The following is a 17,128-nucleotide window of genomic DNA, read 5'->3' as shown; positions in this document are numbered from 1 at the left end:
CGGCGTTCGGCGCCCATATAGGGTGAGACTCGCGATGAGCTCAGAATCGACGCCGCCCCGGGGGGCCGCCGAACACATGGTCACGATCCCCGCAGGGGCGATCTTCCTGCGGGACGAGGGCACGAAGGCGGTCTGGAAGGCGGAGGTCAAGGCCTTCCTGCTGGCGTCGCGTCCGGTGACGCGCGAGCTCTACCACGGCGTTCTGGGCGAGGCGCCCGAGAGCGCGGCGGGGCCGCGGACGCCGGTGACCGAGGTCTCCTGGATGGACGCCGTCCGGTTCTGCAACCTGCTCTCGCGGGCGGCGGGGCTCGACCCCTGCTACTCGGCGGGAGCCGACCCCGACGGGCTGGACGTGGTCTGCGAGCCGGAGTCCGGCGGCTACCGCCTCCCGTACGAGGCGGAGTGGGAGTACGCCTGCAGGGCCGGGACCTCCGGCGTCCGCTACGGGGAGCTGGACGAGATCGCCTGGCACCGGGGGAACTCCGGCGACGAGGTGCGCGACGTCGCGACCAGGGTGCCGAACGCGTGGGGGCTCCACGACATGATCGGCAACGTGTGGGAGTGGTGCTGGGACGTCTACGACCCCGAGGTCTACGGCCCGTACCGCGTGTTCCGCGGGGGAAGCTGGTCCGATCTGCCCCGGGGGTGCCGGGCCTCGTGCCGCCGTAAGAGCCATCCCACCTTCCGCGTCGACGACCTGGGGTTCCGGCTCGCCCGGTCGCTGTGAGCGGGACTCGACGACCTGAGGTTCCGGCTCGCTCGGTCGCTGTGAGCCAGGCCGCCGGGACCGGCCGGCGGGTTCCCGCGCGGGACGAGTCTCACGGGGGACGACGACCCGCGGACGGGAAGGCGGCGATCTTCGCGCGAGGACGTCCGAAGACGTCTCATGACGGTATATGGACAGGATCTTTCCGGATTGTGGACCGTTGTTTGGCGTCTTGTTCCAACCCTCGGTATTCTCGATCTCAAGGCCGAGAGGCGCTGCAACGGGCTCACGCCCGCCACGCTCGGCCCGGATCTTCCGGCAAGGGCGCCTCCCACGACGGGAGGCTGACCGGTGAACGGATCTTCGAAGCACGACGAGCGCGACCTCGTACCCACTGACGGCGTGCCGGGAGCCGAGGGCCGCGCGAGAGCCCTGCGGGAGCTGCTGGAACAGCGGATCCTGGTGCTCGACGGGGCCTGGGGCACGATGCTGCAGGGAGCCTCGCTCACCCCGGCCGACTACCGCGGCGACCGGTTCCTCGACCACCCGCGCGACGTGACCGGCGACCCCGACCTGCTGAACCTGACGCGTCCCGACGTCATCCTGGACATCCACCGGCAGTACCTCGCGGCCGGCGCGGACATCACCACCACCAACACCTTCACCGCCACGAGCATCGGCCAGGCCGACTACGGGCTGGAGTCGATGGTGCGGGAGATGAACGTGCGGGCCGCCCAGCTGGCCCGCCAGGCCGCCGACGAGGCGGGCGGCCGGTTCGTGGCCGGTTCGATCGGCCCGCTGAACGTCACGCTGTCGCTGTCCCCGCGCGTGGAGGACCCCGCCTACCGGGCGGTGTCGTTCGACGAGGTCCGCGCCACGTACGCCGAGCAGATCAGCGCGCTGGCCGAGGGCGGCGTCGACCTGCTGCTGATCGAGACGATCTTCGACACGCTCAACGCGAAGGCCGCGATCGCCGCCGCGCGCGAGGTCGCCCCGCACCTGCCGCTGTGGATCTCGGTGACGATCGTCGACCTGAGCGGGCGCACGCTGTCGGGACAGACCGTCGAGGCGTTCTGGAGCGCGATCCGCCACGCCGAGCCGCTCGTGGTCGGCGTGAACTGCGCGCTGGGCGCCAAGGAGGCGCGCCCGCACGTCGCCGAGCTGTCGCGCCTGGCCGGCACCTACGTCGCCTGCCATCCCAACGCGGGCCTGCCCAACGCCTTCGGCGGCTACGACGAGACCCCGGAGGAGACGGCGGCGCTGCTCGACGAGTTCGCCGGGGCGGGCATGGTCAACATCGTCGGCGGGTGCTGCGGGACCTCGCCGGCGCACATCGAGCGGATCGCGGCCGCCGTGTCCGGCCACTCGCCCCGCCAGATCCCGGCACCGGCCGCCCGCACCCGCTTCAGCGGCCTGGAGCCCTTCGAGATCGGCCCGGACACCGGGTTCGTCATGATCGGCGAGCGCACCAACGTCACCGGCTCGGCGCGCTTCCGCCGCCTGATCGAGGGCGACGACCACCAGGCGGCCGTCGACGTCGCGCTGGAGCAGGTACGCGGCGGCGCCAACCTGCTCGACGTCAACATGGACGCCGACCTGCTCGACAGCGAGCAGGCCATGACCACCTTCCTGAACCTGATCGCGACCGAGCCCGAGGTCGCCCGCATCCCGGTCATGATCGACAGCTCGCGGTGGAGCGTGCTGGAGGCCGGGCTCAAGTGCGTGCAGGGCAAGGGCGTCGTCAACTCGATCAGCCTCAAGGAGGGCGAGGAGGCCTTCCTGGAGCAGGCCCGGATCATCCGCGACTACGGCGCGGGCGTCGTGGTCATGGCCTTCGACGAGCAGGGCCAGGCCGACACCGCCGAGCGCAAGGTGTCGATCTGCGCCCGCGCCTACGACCTGCTGACCCAGAAGGCGGGGTTCGCCCCCGAGGACATCGTGTTCGACCCCAACGTGCTCGCGGTCGCCACCGGCATCAGCGAGCACAACGGCTACGCCAAGGCGTTCATCGAGGCGCTGCCGAAGATCAAGGAGCGCTGCCCGGGGGCGCTGACCAGCGGCGGCATCTCCAACCTGTCGTTCTCCTTCCGCGGCAACGACGTCGTGCGCGAGGCGATGCACTCGGCGTTCCTGCTGCACGCGGTACGCGCCGGGCTGGACATGGGCATCGTCAACGCCGGGCAGCTCGCGGTCTACCAGGACATCCCCGCCGACCTGCTCGAACTCGTCGAGGACGTGATCTTCGACCGGCGCGACGACGCCACCGACCGGCTCGTCGCCTTCGCCGAGACGGTGAGCGGCTCCGGCACCCGCCGCGTCGTGGACCTGGCCTGGCGCGACGCCCCGGTGGAGGAGCGCCTGTCGTACGCCCTCGTGCACGGCATCGTCGACTTCATCGAGGCCGACACCGAGGAGGCCCGGCAGCAGAGGGCACGCCCCCTGGAGGTGATCGAGGGGCCGCTCATGGACGGGATGAAGGTCGTGGGCGACCTGTTCGGGTCGGGGAAGATGTTCCTGCCGCAGGTGGTCAAGAGCGCGCGGGTGATGAAGCGCTCGGTCGCCTACCTGGAGCCCTACATGGAGGCCGAGAAGGAGCAGGCCCGGCTGGAGGGGCGCATCGACACCGGCCGCGGCCAGGGCAAGGTGGTGCTCGCCACCGTCAAGGGCGACGTGCACGACATCGGCAAGAACATCGTGGGCGTCGTCCTCGGCTGCAACAACTACGAGGTCATCGACCTCGGGGTGATGGTCCCCGCCTCGGTCATCCTCGACACCGCGGTCGCCGAGGGCGCCGACGTCATCGGGCTCTCCGGGCTGATCACCCCGTCGCTGGACGAGATGGTCACCGTCGCCGCGGAGATGAAGCGCCGCGGGCTGAAGCTGCCCCTGCTGGTCGGCGGCGCCACCACCTCGCGCCAGCACACCGCGGTCCGCATCGCCCCCGCCTACGACAACCCCACGGTCCACGTGCTCGACGCCTCGCGCGTCGTCGGCGTGGTCTCCGACCTGATGGACGACGACCGGGCCCGGGCGCTGGAGGAGAGCAACCGCGCCGACCAGGAGCGCCTGCGCGAGCAGTACGCCAACAAGCAGCGCACCCCGCTGCTGAGCGTCGAGAAGGCCCGCGCGAACCCCGAGAAGGTCTCCTTCGAGGACCTGCCGGTCCCCGGCTTCACCGGCGTCCGCCTCGTGGAGCCGGACCTGGAGACCCTCCGGGCGATGATCGACTGGCAGTTCCTCTTCCTGGCCTGGGAGCTGAAGGGCAAGTATCCGGCCATCCTCGACCAGCCGGTGGCCCGCGAGCTCTTCGACGACGCCAACACCATGCTCGACCAGATCATCGCCGAGGGGAGCTTCCAGGCCAAGGGCGCCTACGCGTACTGGCCGGCCCACTCCGAGGGCGACGACATCGTGCTTGAGGACGGTCTTCGCCTGCCGATGCTGCGCCAGCAGACGGCCAAGCCCGACGGCCGGCCCAACCGGTGCCTGGCGGACTACATCGCCCCGGCCGGGGACCACCTGGGCGGGTTCGCCGTGGCCGTGCACGGCGCCGAGGAGCTCGCGGCCCGCTACGAGGCCCAGAACGACGACTACCGGTCGATCATGGTGAAGGCCCTCGCCGACCGCCTGGCCGAGGCGTTCGCCGAGCACATCCACCTACAGGCGCGGCGCGGCTGGTTCGAGCCGGACGCCGAGCCCCTCATCGAGGACCTGCACGCCGAGCGCTTCCGCGGCATCCGCCCCGCGCTCGGCTACCCCGCGAGCCCGGACCACAGCGAGAAGCGGGAGCTGTTCGAGCTGCTCGGAGCCGACAAGCTCGGGATGGGCCTGACCGAGTCCTTCGCGATGACCCCGGCCGCGAGCGTGAGCGGGCTGATCTTCGCCCACGAGTCGTCGCGCTACTTCACCGTGGGCCGCCTCGGCAGGGACCAGGTCGAGGACTACGCCCTGCGCCGGGGCATGGACCTCGCCGAGGTCGAGCGCTGGCTGCGCCCCAACCTCGCCTACGACCCCAGCTGACCTCTCGCCCGTACGGGCCCGTCTCCCGCCGGTGACTCGACCGGCGGGAACCCGGCTCGAACCGTTGACCGGCGGCGAAGGGCGGGGAGGGAAGCGGAGCGGGCGGTCACGTCGGGCGTTGGCCGAAGAAAATCCATTGCCCGGCCGAGGAGATGGCCGCCTGGCCTGCGGGCATCGCTAAAAGTGATGAACTGACCACCGAAGGAGCATGGTTGCGGGAAGGTGAGCGCCGGAAAAGGCGTCCGGATCTCTTGAGAAACACGTCAAGGGTGTGACGGCAGTCGGCGCCAAAGTTGCATGCAGACTGCATGCTGGCGTGGAAGGGTGGGAATCATTCAGATTCGAGATGTCCCGGAAGCGACCGAGCGGACGCTGAAGGCGCGAGCCGAACGCGAAGGGAAATCACTGACGGCCTACCTGCGTGACCTGCTGAACGAGGAGGCGGCCACCCCGTCGTCGGACGAGGTGATGGCCAAGATCGCCGCTGACGAGCCGGCGCCGTACGACCCTGATTTCGTACGCGAGACGCTGCGTGAGGATCGCCGGTGAGCCTGGTCGTGGACGCCTCGATCGTTTTCCGCCTGCTGGCCAATGTGAAGGGCGATGCCCTTCTCCGCCGGAGGCTGGCGCGCAAGGTGCACGCCCCGGCGTCGATCGATGTGGAGATCGCCTCGGTGGTGCGCGGACATGTGATCACCGGTAAGCCGGAAGTGCGGATCTCCGAGGCGCGAGGCCGGATCATGCTGGAGCGCTACGCCGAGCTCAGGATCGTCCGGCACCCGATGCTGCCTCTGCGGTCGCGGGTGCTGGAACTGCGCGACAATCTCACCGCCTACGACGGCATGTACGTGGCCCTCGCCGAACTGCTGGGCATACCGCTGCTGACCGACGACGCCAAGTTCGCCGGTGCCACGGGGCATCGGGCGGAGATCCACTGCTACGTGCCCCCGCTGCCGTGACCACGAAACGCCGTGACCACGAAACGCCGTGACCACGACCGGAGAGACTGCGAACGCGGGGTTTCCGATTCCATCGGAGGGTTCATGACGCCACTCGCTCCCTCACCAGAGGACTCGCTCATCGCACCATGAAGCGATCCGGGTTCGGTGGGGCTCTGGTCCGCCCCGGGCGCCACCGGACGACTGCTTCCTGTATCACTCAAGTTGTTCGGGCTGCTGGACGCCGACCGGTTCGGCATGGGCCTGACGGAGTCCTTCTCACCGTCACCGGAAGTGAACAACCAGCCCGTATGTCACCCTATGATCTTTTTAATATTGCCCCATCGCCGGAAGAGTCTTCATGCACCACCCCCTCAGCCGGCGGTCCGCCCTGCTGGGCGCCGCGACAGTGGCCGGTCTCGCCCTGTGGGAGAGACCGGCCGAGGCGGTCGGCGGCGCCGCGGTCGACGCGGCGGCGTTCGACGCCGCGCGTGAGCGGTGGGTGAGCCTGCTGGCCGGTGGGTCGGACAGCTCCGCTCATACCGACAGGGCGTACATCGACAGGACGAAGGCGCTCGAGGGCTCGGCCAACGCGGTGCTGCGCAAGCTGAGGCCCGCCGCCGGTCGCCCGAGCCTGTGGCCCGACCTGCCGCTGTCGGACCCCCGGACGGGTAATTTCAACCGTTCCTACAACCGCATGCGCACGCTGGCGCTGGCCTGGGCCACGCCGGGCACCGCCATGCACCGGGACGGCCGGGTCGCCGAGACCGCCGTCAGGGCGCTGGACTTCCTCTACGAGCACGCCTACCACGAGGGGCTCGACCGGCGGGGCAGCAACTGGTTCTGGTGGGAGATCGGCGTCCCGCGCGCGCTGACCGACACCTGCGCCCTGTTGTACGACGGCCTGCCCTCGGGCCGCCTCGACCGCTGGTTGCGCCCCCTGCGCCGCTGGTGCCCCGACCCGGAGCGCCGGGTCAGCCACCCCGGCGTCGTCGAGACCGGTGCCAACCGCGCGGGCAAGGCCATGGCGGTGGCGATGCGCGGGGTGCTCACCCACGACGCGCGCCTCGTCAGGCGGGCCAGGGACGCGGTCTCCGACCTGCTGCGGCTGACCAGGGGCCCGGGCGACGGCTTCTACCGTGACGGATCGTTCATCCAGCACGACGTGTACCCCTACACCGGCAGCTACGGCGTGGACTACCTGGAGAGCGTGGCCAAGCTGATCGCCATGCTCGCCAGGTCACCGTGGGAGATCACCGGCATCGGCAACGTCTACGATCTCGTGGACCGCTCCTTCGTGCCGTTCGTCTTCGACGGGCTGATGATGGACTGCGTACGCGGCCGGCAGATCTCGGTGCAGGGCCACCGTGACCACCACTCGGGACACAAGGCGGTCGAGGCCGTCCTCACCCTGTTGGAGACGGCACCCGAGCGCCACGCCCGGCGTTGGCGGCCGCTGGTCAAGGGCTGGCTCGCCCGCAACCAGGCCACCCCCTACGGCGCGTTCGCACCGCCGGCGAGCATCGCCAGGGCCACGGCCCTGCTGGCCGACCCGTCGGTGCCGATCGGCCCGCGCACGACGGGCACGTACGTCTTCGCCGACATGGACCGGGTCGTGCACCGCCGTCCCACCTGGGCGTACGCGATCGCGATGAGCTCGCGGCGCATCGGCGCGGCCGAGGCCATGAACCGGGAGAACCTGCACGGCTGGTACACCGGCGACGGCATGACCTACCTCTACACCGGCGACCTCACCCACTGGAACGACGACCTGTGGCCCACGATCGACCCTTACCGGCTGCCGGGCACGACGGTCGACAGGCGCAGGCGCGCCGATCTCCCGCACGACCACCGTCGCCTGCCCCCCACCCGGTGGGCGGGCGGCGTGGCACTCGACGGCGAGTACGGTGTGGCGGCCATGAGGCTGATCGCCGCCGGCTCCTCGCTGCGGGCGAAGAAGGCGTGGTTCATGCTCGACGACGCGGTGATCGCGCTCGGCGCCGGCATCACCGCCTCCGACGGCCGCCGCGTCGAGACCGTCCTGGAGAACCGCAACACCCACGACCGGCATCCGCCGCTGACCCGGGGCGACGGCTGGATCCACCTGTCCGGTGTGGCCGGCTACGCGCTGCTCGACGGCGCCGACGCGAAGGTGATCCGCAAGAAGCGCACCGGCCGCTGGCGCGACATCGACAAGGGCGCCACCACCGGTGGCGACAGCTCCCCTGTCACCAGGCACTACACGACGATCCTCATCGACCACGGCGTCGATCCCCGCAGGGCCCGCTACGCCTACGCCGTGCTGCCTGACGCCTCCATCACGCAGATGGAGGCCTACGAGGGGCGGATCGAGGTCCTCGCCAACTCCGGGGCGGTGCAGGCCATCTCGCGCGACGGCGTGATAGCCGCCGTCTTCTGGCGTGCGGGAACCGTCAAGACCCAGGACGGGCCGCTCACCGTCGACGGCCCCTGCACGCTGCTGGTCCGCCGCGCCGGCGAGCGGGTACGGCTCGCGGTGTCCGACCCGTCCAGGACCGTCGACGAGGTGAAGATCACGTTGCCCTGGCCGGTGAGATCGGTCAAGGAGAGCGACCGCAGCGTGCGCAGGTCCAGGAACGCGCTCAAGGTGGAAGTGGGTGGCAGCCGCGGGTACGCCCACACCGCGGAGGTGCGCGTCTGACTCGGATGGAGGTCGCCCCCAGGAAAACCATTTGGAAATGAACCTTTCATCCGCTTTTGCGAGGTATGGCCAGCTCCAGGCCCGTCCCCCTTCGAGAGCCGTAGATCACTGTTGCCCCCACATACGGATTCGGCGACGGTGAGGAACCTCTGGCGTGAGGACCCCTCCCTCACTCGGCGCGCCAGGACCCGTCCCCCGGCACCCTAGAAGGAGACCTGTACCCGATGAGGTCACGTACGCTCCGACTCCTGCGCGACCAGGCCCGCCTGTCCGACGTCGCGCTCGTCCGCCGGATCCCGGTCTGGCGGACGGTCGTCGCGGCGCTGGTCGCGCTCGCGACCGCGTTCGCGCTCACCACCGTGACGGCGACCCCCGCCGCCGCGCACGGCTCGATCAGCGACCCGCCCTCGCGCAACTACGGCTGCTGGCAGCGCTGGGGCGGCGACTTCCAGAACCCGGCGATGGCCCAGCAGGACCCGATGTGCTGGCAGGCCTGGCAGAGCAACACCAACGCGATGTGGAACTGGAACGGGCTGTTCCGCGAGGGCGTCGGCGGCAACCACCAGGCCGCGATCCCCGACGGGCAGCTGTGCAGCGGCGGCCGGACCGAGGGCGGGCGCTACAACTCCATGGACACCGTGGGCGCGTGGAAGACCGTGGACCGTCCCGCCTCGTTCACGATGAACCTGCTGGACCAGGCCTCGCACGGCGCGGACTACATCCGCGTCTACGTCACCAAACAGGGCTTCAACCCCAAGACCCAGGCGCTGAGGTGGAGTGACCTGGAACTCGTCAACCAGCTGGGCAGCAGGCCCACCGGCACCACCACGGCCATCCCGGTGAACGCGCCCGGCCGTAGCGGCCACCACATCGTCTACACCGTCTGGCAGGCCAGCCACCTCGACCAGTCCTACTACTTCTGCAGCGACGTCAACTTCACCGGCGGCTCGAACCCCGACCCGACCCCCACGCCGACCCCGACGCCGACTCCCACCCCGACCCCGACTCCCACGCCGACCCCGACCCCGGTCCCGGGCGGCTGCTCGGCCACCTACCGCGTCACCTCCCAGTGGTCCGGCGGCTTCCAGGCCGACGTGAGCGTGACCGCCGGCTCCAGGGCGATCACCGGCTGGACGGTGAACTGGACCTTCGCGGGCAGCGAGAGGGTCACCTCGTCGTGGAACGCGACCCTGACCAGCAGCGGGTCCTCGGTCAGCGCCCGCAACGTCGCCCACAACGGCTCACTGGGCGCCGGCGCCGTCGGCACCTTCGGGTTCCTCGGCACCGGTACCAGCGGCACCCCCACCCTCACCTGTACGGCGACCTGACCGGAACGTACGCGCCGGCCCGCCACCTCCCCCCCCGGGTGGCGGGCCGGCCCCGTTGTTCACGGCTTCGGAACGGTCTCGCCGCGCGGCACCAGGGCGGCGCCGAGCAGGGAGAGCGCGCAGGCGGCCCAGAAGACGGCGGGCAGGCCCGCGAGGGCGGCGACCAGGCCACCGGCCGCGGCGCCCAGCGGCATGGCGCCCATGCCGATGAGACGACAGGTGGCGTTCACCCGCCCGAGCAGGCCGTCGGGGATGAGCCGCTGGCGCAGCGAGACGGAGACGACGTTGGTGACGGCGTTGGCCGCGCCGATGCCCGCGGCGGCGGGGAAGACCGCCAGCGGCGAGGGGACGAGCAGGGGCACCAGCAGCAGGAGCCCGTTCAGCAGCGTGACGCCCATCAGGGCGCCGTTCGCGCCGGCGGCCCGGGTGAGCCGCCCGGAGAGCACCGACCCGGCCACCGCCCCCGCCGCCAGCGTCGCCGCCAGGAAGCCGTACTGGCCCGGGGTGAGCCCCACGCGGGAGCCGTCGCCGACCACCCACAGCACGAAGACGGCGAAGTACGCGCCGTAGGCGAGGTTGAGCACGCCGGAGTACGCGGCCAGGCCGCGCAGGGCGCGGTGTCCCCACAGGTAGCGCATGCCGTCGGCGATGTCGGCGCGCAGCGCCTGCGCCGGGGCGGCCTCCGGGCGGAACCGCCCGCGCAGGCCGAGCAGCAGGAGCGCGGCGCCCGCGTACAGCAGGGCGGCCGTCCCGAAGACGGCGGTGGCGGCGATGCCGGCCAGGCCGACCAGCAGGCCCGCGAGCGGCGCCCCGAGGAAGTGGTTGCCGAGGGTCTGGGTGGCGACGAGCCGCCCGTTGGCCGCCTCCAGCCGGTCGCCGGTCACGGTCATCGGCAGCGCCGACTGGGCGGAGGTGTCGGCGAACACCTCCGCGGCCCCGGCCAGCAGCACCGCGGCCACCAGCACCGGCAGGGTCAGCACGCCGTCCCAGGCGGCGGCAGCCGTCGCGGCCAGCACGGCCGCGCGCGACCAGCCGGCCAGGATCATGATCCGGCGCCGGTCGCGGCGGTCGGCGATCGCGCCCGCGTGCAGGGCCAGCAGCAGCCACGGCAGCGTCGTGGCGGCGCTGACCAGCGACACCAGCACCGGCGAGCGGGTGAGGGAGATCGCCAGCAGGGGTACGCCGACGAGCAGGACGCCGTCGGCGAGGTTCGACAGGCCGGACGCGGCCCACAGGTGGTGGAAGGGCCGCCCCAGCCCGGCGGGGACGGGGTTCCCTTCCGTCTCCGGCTTCGGGCTCCTGGCGCTCGTTCCCGTCTCCCGCCCCGGGGCCCCGGCGGCGCTCGTCGCCGTCGCCCCCATCCTCTCCGCCGGTGCGTTCCCGGCGCCGTGCGTGGCCCGCTCCGCCGCGTCGCTCCCGTTCGTTCTCATGGTCCCTCCGCCCCGGTGGGTTCTCATCGGCCGCTGGGCGCGAGCAGCTCGGCGAAGATCTTGATCGCCCGGTCGACGGCGTCGGTGCCGACCCCCGCGTGGGTCACCGCCCGGATCCGCCCGTGGCCCAGCTCCTCCACCCGGACGCCCCGGCGCCGGGCCGCCGCGATGAACGAGCGGGTGGTGTAGCGCTCGTCGCGTACGCGGAAGAACACCATGTTCGTGATCGGCGGGCCGGGGGCCAGCCGGACGCCCGGCAGCCGTGACAGCCCGCGGGCGAGGCGGGCGGCCTTCTCGTGGTCCTCGGCCAGCCTGCCGGTCATCTCGGTGAGGGCGATGATGCCGCAGGCGGCGATCATGCCGGCCTGCCGCATGCCGCCGCCGAGCATCTTCCGCATCCGCCGGGCCTGGGCGATGATCGCCCGGTCGCCCACCAGGACCGACCCGATCGGCGCGCACAGGCCCTTCGACAGGCAGATCTGCACCGTGTCGGCGTAGAAGGCGATCTCCGCGGGGGTGACGCCCAGCGCGACCGAGGCGTTGAAGATGCGCGCCCCGTCCAGGTGCAGCGCCACCCCGTGCGAGCGCGTCAGCTGGGCCACCTCGGCGAGGTAGTCCAGCTGGAGCGGCAGGCCGCCGCACCGGTTCTGCGGCGTCTCCAGGCTGACCAGCGCCGGAGGCGCGATCTGCGGGTCGGTGCGGTCGACCGTGCACGCCTCGGCGATGTCGTCCAGGCTGATCGTCCCGTCCGGCTGGTTGGCGAGCGGCTCGTAGACGATGCCGCCGCACATCGACGCGCCCCCGGCCTCGTAGACGTACAGGTCGGACTCGTGGCCGACGATCGCCTTGCCGCCGCGCGGGCAGTGCGCCAGCAGCGCCGCGAGGTTGGCCATGGTGCCGCTCGGCATCAGGCAGCCCGCGGCCTTGCCGAGCAGGTTGGCGGCGAGCCGTTCCAGCTTGGCCACCGTCGGGTCCTCGCCGTAGACGTCGTCGCCCAGCGGCGCGTTCGCGGCGGCCTCCAGCATCTCGGGGGTCGGCAGCGTGAAGGTGTCGCTGCGCAGCTCGATCTCGCCGCCGTCGTCGTGCTCTCCGGCGACCAGGTGGGGTGTGTCCAGCACGCTCGTCATGGGATTCCAATCGGGATTTCCGGGAGGGGCGGTCGGATCGAAGGGAGGGTCAGGAAGGGGAGATGCGGTATCCCTGCCGGGGGATCTCGATCGGCGGCAGCTCGTGGAGCAGGACCGGCCGCAGGTGCCCGAGCGCGGTGTCCAGCGTGTCGTACAGCTCGCTGTGGCCGGGCGCGTGCGCGATCACGTAGCCGAGCCGGTCGTAGCTGCTGCGGGCCGGCCGCACCTCCGAGCCCGGCGGCGCCGTGACCGTCACCGTGTCGACGCCCGGCACGGAACCGGCGTCCTTGACCCCGGCCACCTCCCGCAGCGTGACCTTCCCCGGCTCGCCCCCGGCGCCGTCCGGCGCCAGCAGGAAGGCGATGCCGGCGGGGGTGAAGTGGTCGGGCAGGGGCAGCTGGTCCAGGTCGGCCGCCGCCCGCAGGTGCGCGTCGAGCAGGTCGAAGCCGCACGCCCGCGCGATGACCTCGGGGATCATCCCGCCCGCGGGCCGGGCGTTGATCTCCACGACGTACGCGTGGCCGTCGATGAGCTTCATCTCGATGTGGGTGGCGCCGTGGGTGATCCCGACGGCGGCCAGCGCCCGCAGCGCGACCCCGGTGAGCACCCGGACCTCCTCCGCGGGCAGCGGCGCGGGAAAGACGTGCCCGCGTTCCACGAAGTGCGGCGGGGACGTCACCCGCTTGGCGGTGATGCCGACGCACCGGTGGAACCCGCCGGAGCTGACCGTCTCGATGCTGAACTCCGGCCCTCCCAGGTACCCCTCGATCAGCGCGGTCCTCGCGGTGGCCTGCCCCCGCACGTTGACGCCGGAGGAGATGATCCGGCGGCAGTGGGCGGCCACCTCGCCGGGCGTGGAGCACAGCACCACGCTCAGCGAGCCGGTGTCGTCGACGGGCTTGACGACGCACGGCAGGGCGATCCGCGACAGCGCGACGATGATCCGCGAGTCGAAGTCGTCGCCGGGGCCGACCAGCTCGAAGGCGGGGGAGGGCAACCTGGCCGCCGCCAGCGTGCGGCGCATCCGCCCCTTGTCCCTGCAGGTGGCGACGGCCTCCGGCGGGTTGCCGGGAAGCCCGAGGTCGGCGGCGACCCTGGCGACCGCGGCGGTGTAGAACTCGCTGGTCGTGGTCACCCCGGCGATCTCACCGAGGGAGTGGCACAGCTCTGCGGCCAGGGTGGCGGGGGAGCCGGTGGCGCACGTGACGACCCGCACCCCGGTGGCCGCGAGCCCGGGGTAGCGCGCGGGGCTGTCGGTGGCCAGCACCGGCGTGAAGCCCAGCGCCGCCGCCTTGGCGAAGGCGAGCATCCCCGAGCCGGTGGTGTTGGACTCCACGAAGACGAGGACCGGGGACGGGTTCAGAGGCGGGGACGGGTTCATGCGTACTCCAGGGCCCGGCCCAGCGTCGCGTAGGACCAGGTCACGGCGGTGTCGGTGAGCTGGATGAGGTCGGGGGCGAGCGGCGGGCGCAGGTCGGTCAGGCCGTGCGCGGCCCGGTACTCGGCGCTGTAGATCGTGTTCACGTACCGGTCGCCCCGGTCCGGGAAGATCACCACCACCGAGACGTCCGGGTCGAGCCGCGAGGCGAGCCAGCGCGCCACCTGGTAGGCCGAGCCCGAGCTGTTGCCCGCGAACACCTTCTCGTACGAGGCCAGCTCCAGCGTCGCGGCGAACGCCTCCCGGTCCGACAGCCAGTGGACCTCGTCGATGACCGAGAAGTCCACGTTCGCCGGGACCAGGCTGTTGCCCAGCCCGCCCTGCAGCCGCCTGGGCACGTCGGGCTGGCCGAAGATGGCGCTGCCGACCGCGTCGACGGCGACCACGCGCAGCCCCGGGTTGGTCCGCCGCAGCGCCCGCGCCGTCCCGCACAGCGAGCCGCCGCTGCCCACCGCCCCCACCAGCACGTCGACCCGGCCGATCTCCGAGACGACCTCCTCGGCGAGGCGGTCGTAGGCGGCGGGGTTGGCCGGGTTGTCGTACTGGCGGGGCCAGAACGCGCCCGGGTTGGCGGCCATCACGGCCTGCAGCCGCTCCAGCCTCGCGCTCTGCCAGCCGTTGCCGGTCATGGCGGGCACGATGTCCAGGGTGGCGCCCAGCGCCTCCAGCTTGGCCATGGTGATCCGGTCGATCCGCGGGTCGGTGACGATGTGCACCCCGTGGCCGAGATAGGTGCCGACCAGGGCGACCCCCATGGCCAGGGTGCCGGAGGAGCTCTCCACGATCAGGCCGCCGTCGGCCAGGACCCCCTCGGCCCTGGCGGTCAGGATCGCCTGCCTGGCGACGCGGTCCTTCATTCCGTAGGGGTTGGCCAGCTCCAGCTTCGCGTGGACGGTCGCCCCGCCGGTCGCCCGCAGGCGCATCAGCGGGGTCCGGCCGATGGCGTCGATCGCGTCGGTTCTCAGTGTCATGTTCGGCTCGTGCTCCTACAGACGATGAGGGGCCGCCCCAGCCGCTCCAGTTCCGTGAGGGCGCGGGCCAGCCGGGGACCGTGCTCGGGGTCGTGCCGGGCCAGCAGGATCCCCAGGCACGTGCCGCTGTGCCCGACGACCGTGCCGAGCCCGCCCACGTCGCGGCAGATCTCCTCCACCGCCGCCAGGTGAGGTTTGGCGTTGAAGGTCTGGAACAGCCGCGCGCTGGCTGAGGCGACCCTGCCGACCGCCGCCAGGTCGTGGTCGCGCACGGCGCGGGTGAGGTCGTCCAGGAGCTCGCCGTAGCGCACCGCCCAGTGGGCGGGGATCGGCTTCCTCGACCGGTTGAAGGCGACGGTGTCGACGCTCTCCCCGTCGTCGATCCCGGCGATGGTCAGCTGGGGGAGCGTGCCCATGCGCCGGTGCAGCCGCACCTCCCGGTGGAAGAACGCGGTGATCCCCGGGTGCATCACCCCGTCGGACGGCTCGATCTCGGCCATCATCTGTTTCAGCAGCCGGTTGGGCAGCCTCAGGCGGAAGGCCGAGTCCACCGCCCGCGCGGTGGCGACCAGGTCGGCGGTGGAGCTGGCCATGCCCTTGCCCTCCGGCAGCGCGCTGTTGAGCATCAGCCAGCCGCCGGTGTGCACCCCGTACCGCGACAGGATCCGGGTGGCCAGGCGCCGCGCCTTGTTCTTGTGCGGCGGCGAGACGATCACCTGGTCCAGCTGCGGGTCGGGTTCGAAGACGGCCTCCACGTACAGGTCGACGGGGAAGGTCACCAGGAAGTCCGTACCGGGTGACAGGATCCCCTGCAGGAGCTCGCCGAACGTGCCGGGGGCGCGTCCCCGGCCGACCCCTCCGGCCCGGCCGGTGACGGTCTCCTCGATCGGCATCTGGATGGTCATGACAGATCGCCCGCCTTCGTGCCGGTGGTGTGCTCCCAGGCCTCCCGCAGCCACCCGGACCGCTCCGCGGCTCCCCGCTCGGCGGAGTCCAGCCGGTCGCCGGTCTGCTCCAGGAGGAGACGGACCTGCTCGGGGCCGGTCGAGCCGCCGGTCCGCTTGCGCCGCACGCTCGCCTCGGCGTCGAGCAGGTCGCGTACCTCGGCCTCCTCGACGGCGAAGGTGAAACCGAGCCGCTCGCCCGCGGCGACGAGGTCCGGCGCCGAGAGCCGGCCGGGGGTGAGGGTGTCGGCCGGGCCGAGCCGCTCCATCGCGGCCGAGATCCAGGAGCCGACGACGACCTGCGCGCTCCTGGCCGGCACGCCGTGTTCGAGGGTGAGGTGGTTGGCGACGGTCGAGGCGGCCGTCAGCTCGCCGCGCGCCACCAGGCCCGCCCGCTCCGGGTGGAAGCGCACGTTCGCGACCACCCGCTCGAACAGCGCCAGCATCGTGCCGCAGGTCGAGAAGAGGTCCTCCAGGAAGCGGGTGCTCTCCTTGGAGACCTCCACCAGGTTGGTGTAGCCGGTGTTGCGCTGGCCGATCATGATGTCGTACGAGAGCCCGACCAGGTGGCCGGTCATCCCGCGGGCCCGCTCCAGGATCGGGAAGTTGCGCTTGTGCGGCATCGCCGAGGAGATCCCGGCGAGCTCGTCCGGCAGGTCGACGAACCGGCAGCTCGACCCGCTCCACCAGATGAGGTCGGTCAGGAACCGGCTCAGCGTGGTGCCGAGCACCGACAGCTCCCCGGCGACGCGCAGCACCCAGGCGCGGGAGGCGACCGAGGTCAGCGCGTGCGGCTGCGGGCCGTCGAAGCCCAGCGCGACGGCGATGAGCTCGCGGTCCCACGGCAGCTCCAGCCCGGCCATCGCCCCGGCGCCCAGCGGGCAGAGGTTGACCGCGTCGAACAGCGCGAGGAGCGACTCGGCGGCGCCGGTCGCCGCCTCGGCGAGCGCGGCCAGGTAGAAGCCGAAGGTCATGGTCTGCGCGGTCTGGTGCTGGGTGTAGCCGGGCATGAACGACTCGGTGTGCCCGGCCGCGGTCCGCAGCGTCGCGCGGGCCAGCCCGCCCACCGCCGCCACGGTCTCCAGCAGCCGCTCCCTGCCGAGCATGAGCTGCGCGCACGCCTGGACGTCGTTGCGGCTGCGGTCGACGTGCCAGGCGTGCGCGCCCTCGGGTACGCGTGCCTGGACGCACCTCTCCAGGGCGAACAAAGGGTCCGACATGGCCGCGGCGCGCTCGGCGCCGACCTGCTCGGGCGTCAGGTCCAGCACCACCCGGCGGATCCGCTCCGCCGCGTCGTGGCCGAGCAGGCCCATGCGGGCGTACTCGCCGGTCTGGGTCAGCTCGATCCACCGGTAGTGCCGGAGCAGGGTGGTCATCTCCCAGTCGAAGCGCTGGGTCAGGACCGCGTCGTCGAGTAACCGTGCCGGGGGCCGCCTTATCCGTCCTGTCGGAAGCATGAGGCTCACGCTGCCAGCGCACGTACGGGGTGACCAGGCGGAATGACCGGCGATATCGCGGCGATACCCGACGATAATCGGATCTTCCT

12 protein-coding genes and 1 riboswitch are annotated in these 17,128 nt (G+C 72.0%); of the genes, 6 read left to right on the top strand and 6 right to left on the bottom strand.

Annotated features, from left to right (window positions below):
* Positions 1–34 precede the first annotated feature (34 nt).
* The 6 genes from AC5L38_RS20775 (at position 35) to AC5L38_RS20750 (ending at position 9,672) form a co-directional block, all read left to right on the top strand.
* Positions 35–727 (top strand): formylglycine-generating enzyme family protein, encoded by a 693-nt coding sequence (locus tag AC5L38_RS20775; RefSeq protein ID WP_495244462.1) that lies wholly within the window; start codon positions 35–37, stop codon positions 725–727.
* A 240-nt stretch (positions 728–967) separates the two neighbouring features.
* A riboswitch (S-adenosyl-L-homocysteine riboswitch) is annotated at positions 968–1,043 on the top strand.
* Positions 1,044–1,057: 14 nt separating this feature from the next.
* Entirely contained in the window at positions 1,058–4,726 is a 3,669-nt protein-coding gene (gene metH, locus AC5L38_RS20770; protein ID WP_495244461.1) for a methionine synthase, read from the top strand.
* A 324-nt stretch (positions 4,727–5,050) separates the two neighbouring features.
* A complete protein-coding gene (locus AC5L38_RS20765; RefSeq protein WP_495244460.1) occupies positions 5,051–5,275 on the top strand; it encodes a FitA-like ribbon-helix-helix domain-containing protein in 225 nt (74 codons plus the stop codon).
* Positions 5,272–5,685 carry a type II toxin-antitoxin system VapC family toxin gene (locus AC5L38_RS20760; RefSeq protein ID WP_495244459.1) on the top strand — a complete coding sequence of 138 codons (414 nt, stop codon included), beginning with the start codon at positions 5,272–5,274 and terminating at the stop codon, positions 5,683–5,685. Before AC5L38_RS20765 ends, AC5L38_RS20760 begins: the two co-directional genes overlap by 4 nt.
* A 340-nt stretch (positions 5,686–6,025) precedes the next feature.
* Complete coding sequence (locus tag AC5L38_RS20755; protein WP_495244458.1) at positions 6,026–8,344, top strand: polysaccharide lyase 8 family protein; 2,319 nt, start codon at positions 6,026–6,028, stop codon at positions 8,342–8,344.
* Positions 8,345–8,568: 224 nt separating this feature from the next.
* On the top strand, positions 8,569–9,672 hold the full coding sequence (locus tag AC5L38_RS20750) for a lytic polysaccharide monooxygenase auxiliary activity family 9 protein (protein ID WP_495244457.1): 1,104 nt from the start codon (positions 8,569–8,571) through the stop codon (positions 9,670–9,672).
* Positions 9,673–9,731: 59 nt separating this feature from the next.
* Here AC5L38_RS20750 and AC5L38_RS20745 read toward each other — a convergent pair whose 3' ends face one another.
* From AC5L38_RS20745 to AC5L38_RS20720, 6 genes are read right to left on the bottom strand one after another with little or no spacing between them, the layout of a single operon-like run.
* Complete coding sequence (locus AC5L38_RS20745) at positions 9,732–11,102, bottom strand: MFS transporter (RefSeq protein ID WP_495244456.1); 1,371 nt, start codon at positions 11,100–11,102, stop codon at positions 9,732–9,734.
* 23 nt (positions 11,103–11,125) lie between these two features.
* On the bottom strand, positions 11,126–12,220 hold the full coding sequence (locus AC5L38_RS20740) for a GntG family PLP-dependent aldolase (RefSeq protein WP_495244455.1): 1,095 nt from the start codon (positions 12,218–12,220) through the stop codon (positions 11,126–11,128).
* A gap of 58 nt (positions 12,221–12,278) precedes the next feature.
* Entirely contained in the window at positions 12,279–13,610 is a 1,332-nt protein-coding gene (locus AC5L38_RS20735) for an ATP-grasp domain-containing protein (protein WP_495244454.1), read from the bottom strand.
* Positions 13,607–14,638 (bottom strand): PLP-dependent cysteine synthase family protein, encoded by a 1,032-nt coding sequence (locus AC5L38_RS20730; protein WP_495244453.1) that lies wholly within the window; start codon positions 14,636–14,638, stop codon positions 13,607–13,609. Before AC5L38_RS20730 ends, AC5L38_RS20735 begins: the two co-directional genes overlap by 4 nt.
* A complete protein-coding gene (locus AC5L38_RS20725; protein WP_495244452.1) occupies positions 14,635–15,543 on the bottom strand; it encodes a GHMP family kinase ATP-binding protein in 909 nt (302 codons plus the stop codon). Before AC5L38_RS20725 ends, AC5L38_RS20730 begins: the two co-directional genes overlap by 4 nt.
* Positions 15,540–17,039 carry a lyase family protein gene (locus tag AC5L38_RS20720; protein WP_495244451.1) on the bottom strand — a complete coding sequence of 500 codons (1,500 nt, stop codon included), beginning with the start codon at positions 17,037–17,039 and terminating at the stop codon, positions 15,540–15,542. Before AC5L38_RS20720 ends, AC5L38_RS20725 begins: the two co-directional genes overlap by 4 nt.
* Positions 17,040–17,128: the final 89 nt, after the last annotated feature.

The sequence above is a fragment of the Streptosporangium nanhuense genome (assembly GCF_059358815.1).
This window is presented reverse-complemented; position numbering and strand designations above follow the sequence as displayed.

Bases quoted from the DNA above. Each gene is read 5' to 3' on its own strand.
- AC5L38_RS20750 (WP_495244457.1), top strand. From the start codon at position 8,569: ATGAGGTCACGTACGCTCCGACTCCTGCGCGACCAGGCCCGCCTGTCC.
- AC5L38_RS20745 (WP_495244456.1), bottom strand. From the start codon at position 11,102: ATGAGAACGAACGGGAGCGACGCGGCGGAGCGGGCCACGCACGGCGCC.
- AC5L38_RS20735 (WP_495244454.1), bottom strand. From the start codon at position 13,610: ATGAACCCGTCCCCGCCTCTGAACCCGTCCCCGGTCCTCGTCTTCGTG.
- AC5L38_RS20720 (WP_495244451.1), bottom strand. From the start codon at position 17,039: ATGCTTCCGACAGGACGGATAAGGCGGCCCCCGGCACGGTTACTCGAC.
- AC5L38_RS20755 (WP_495244458.1), top strand. From the start codon at position 6,026: ATGCACCACCCCCTCAGCCGGCGGTCCGCCCTGCTGGGCGCCGCGACA.
- AC5L38_RS20775 (WP_495244462.1), top strand. From the start codon at position 35: ATGAGCTCAGAATCGACGCCGCCCCGGGGGGCCGCCGAACACATGGTC.
- AC5L38_RS20730 (WP_495244453.1), bottom strand. From the start codon at position 14,638: ATGACACTGAGAACCGACGCGATCGACGCCATCGGCCGGACCCCGCTG.
- AC5L38_RS20725 (WP_495244452.1), bottom strand. From the start codon at position 15,543: ATGACCATCCAGATGCCGATCGAGGAGACCGTCACCGGCCGGGCCGGA.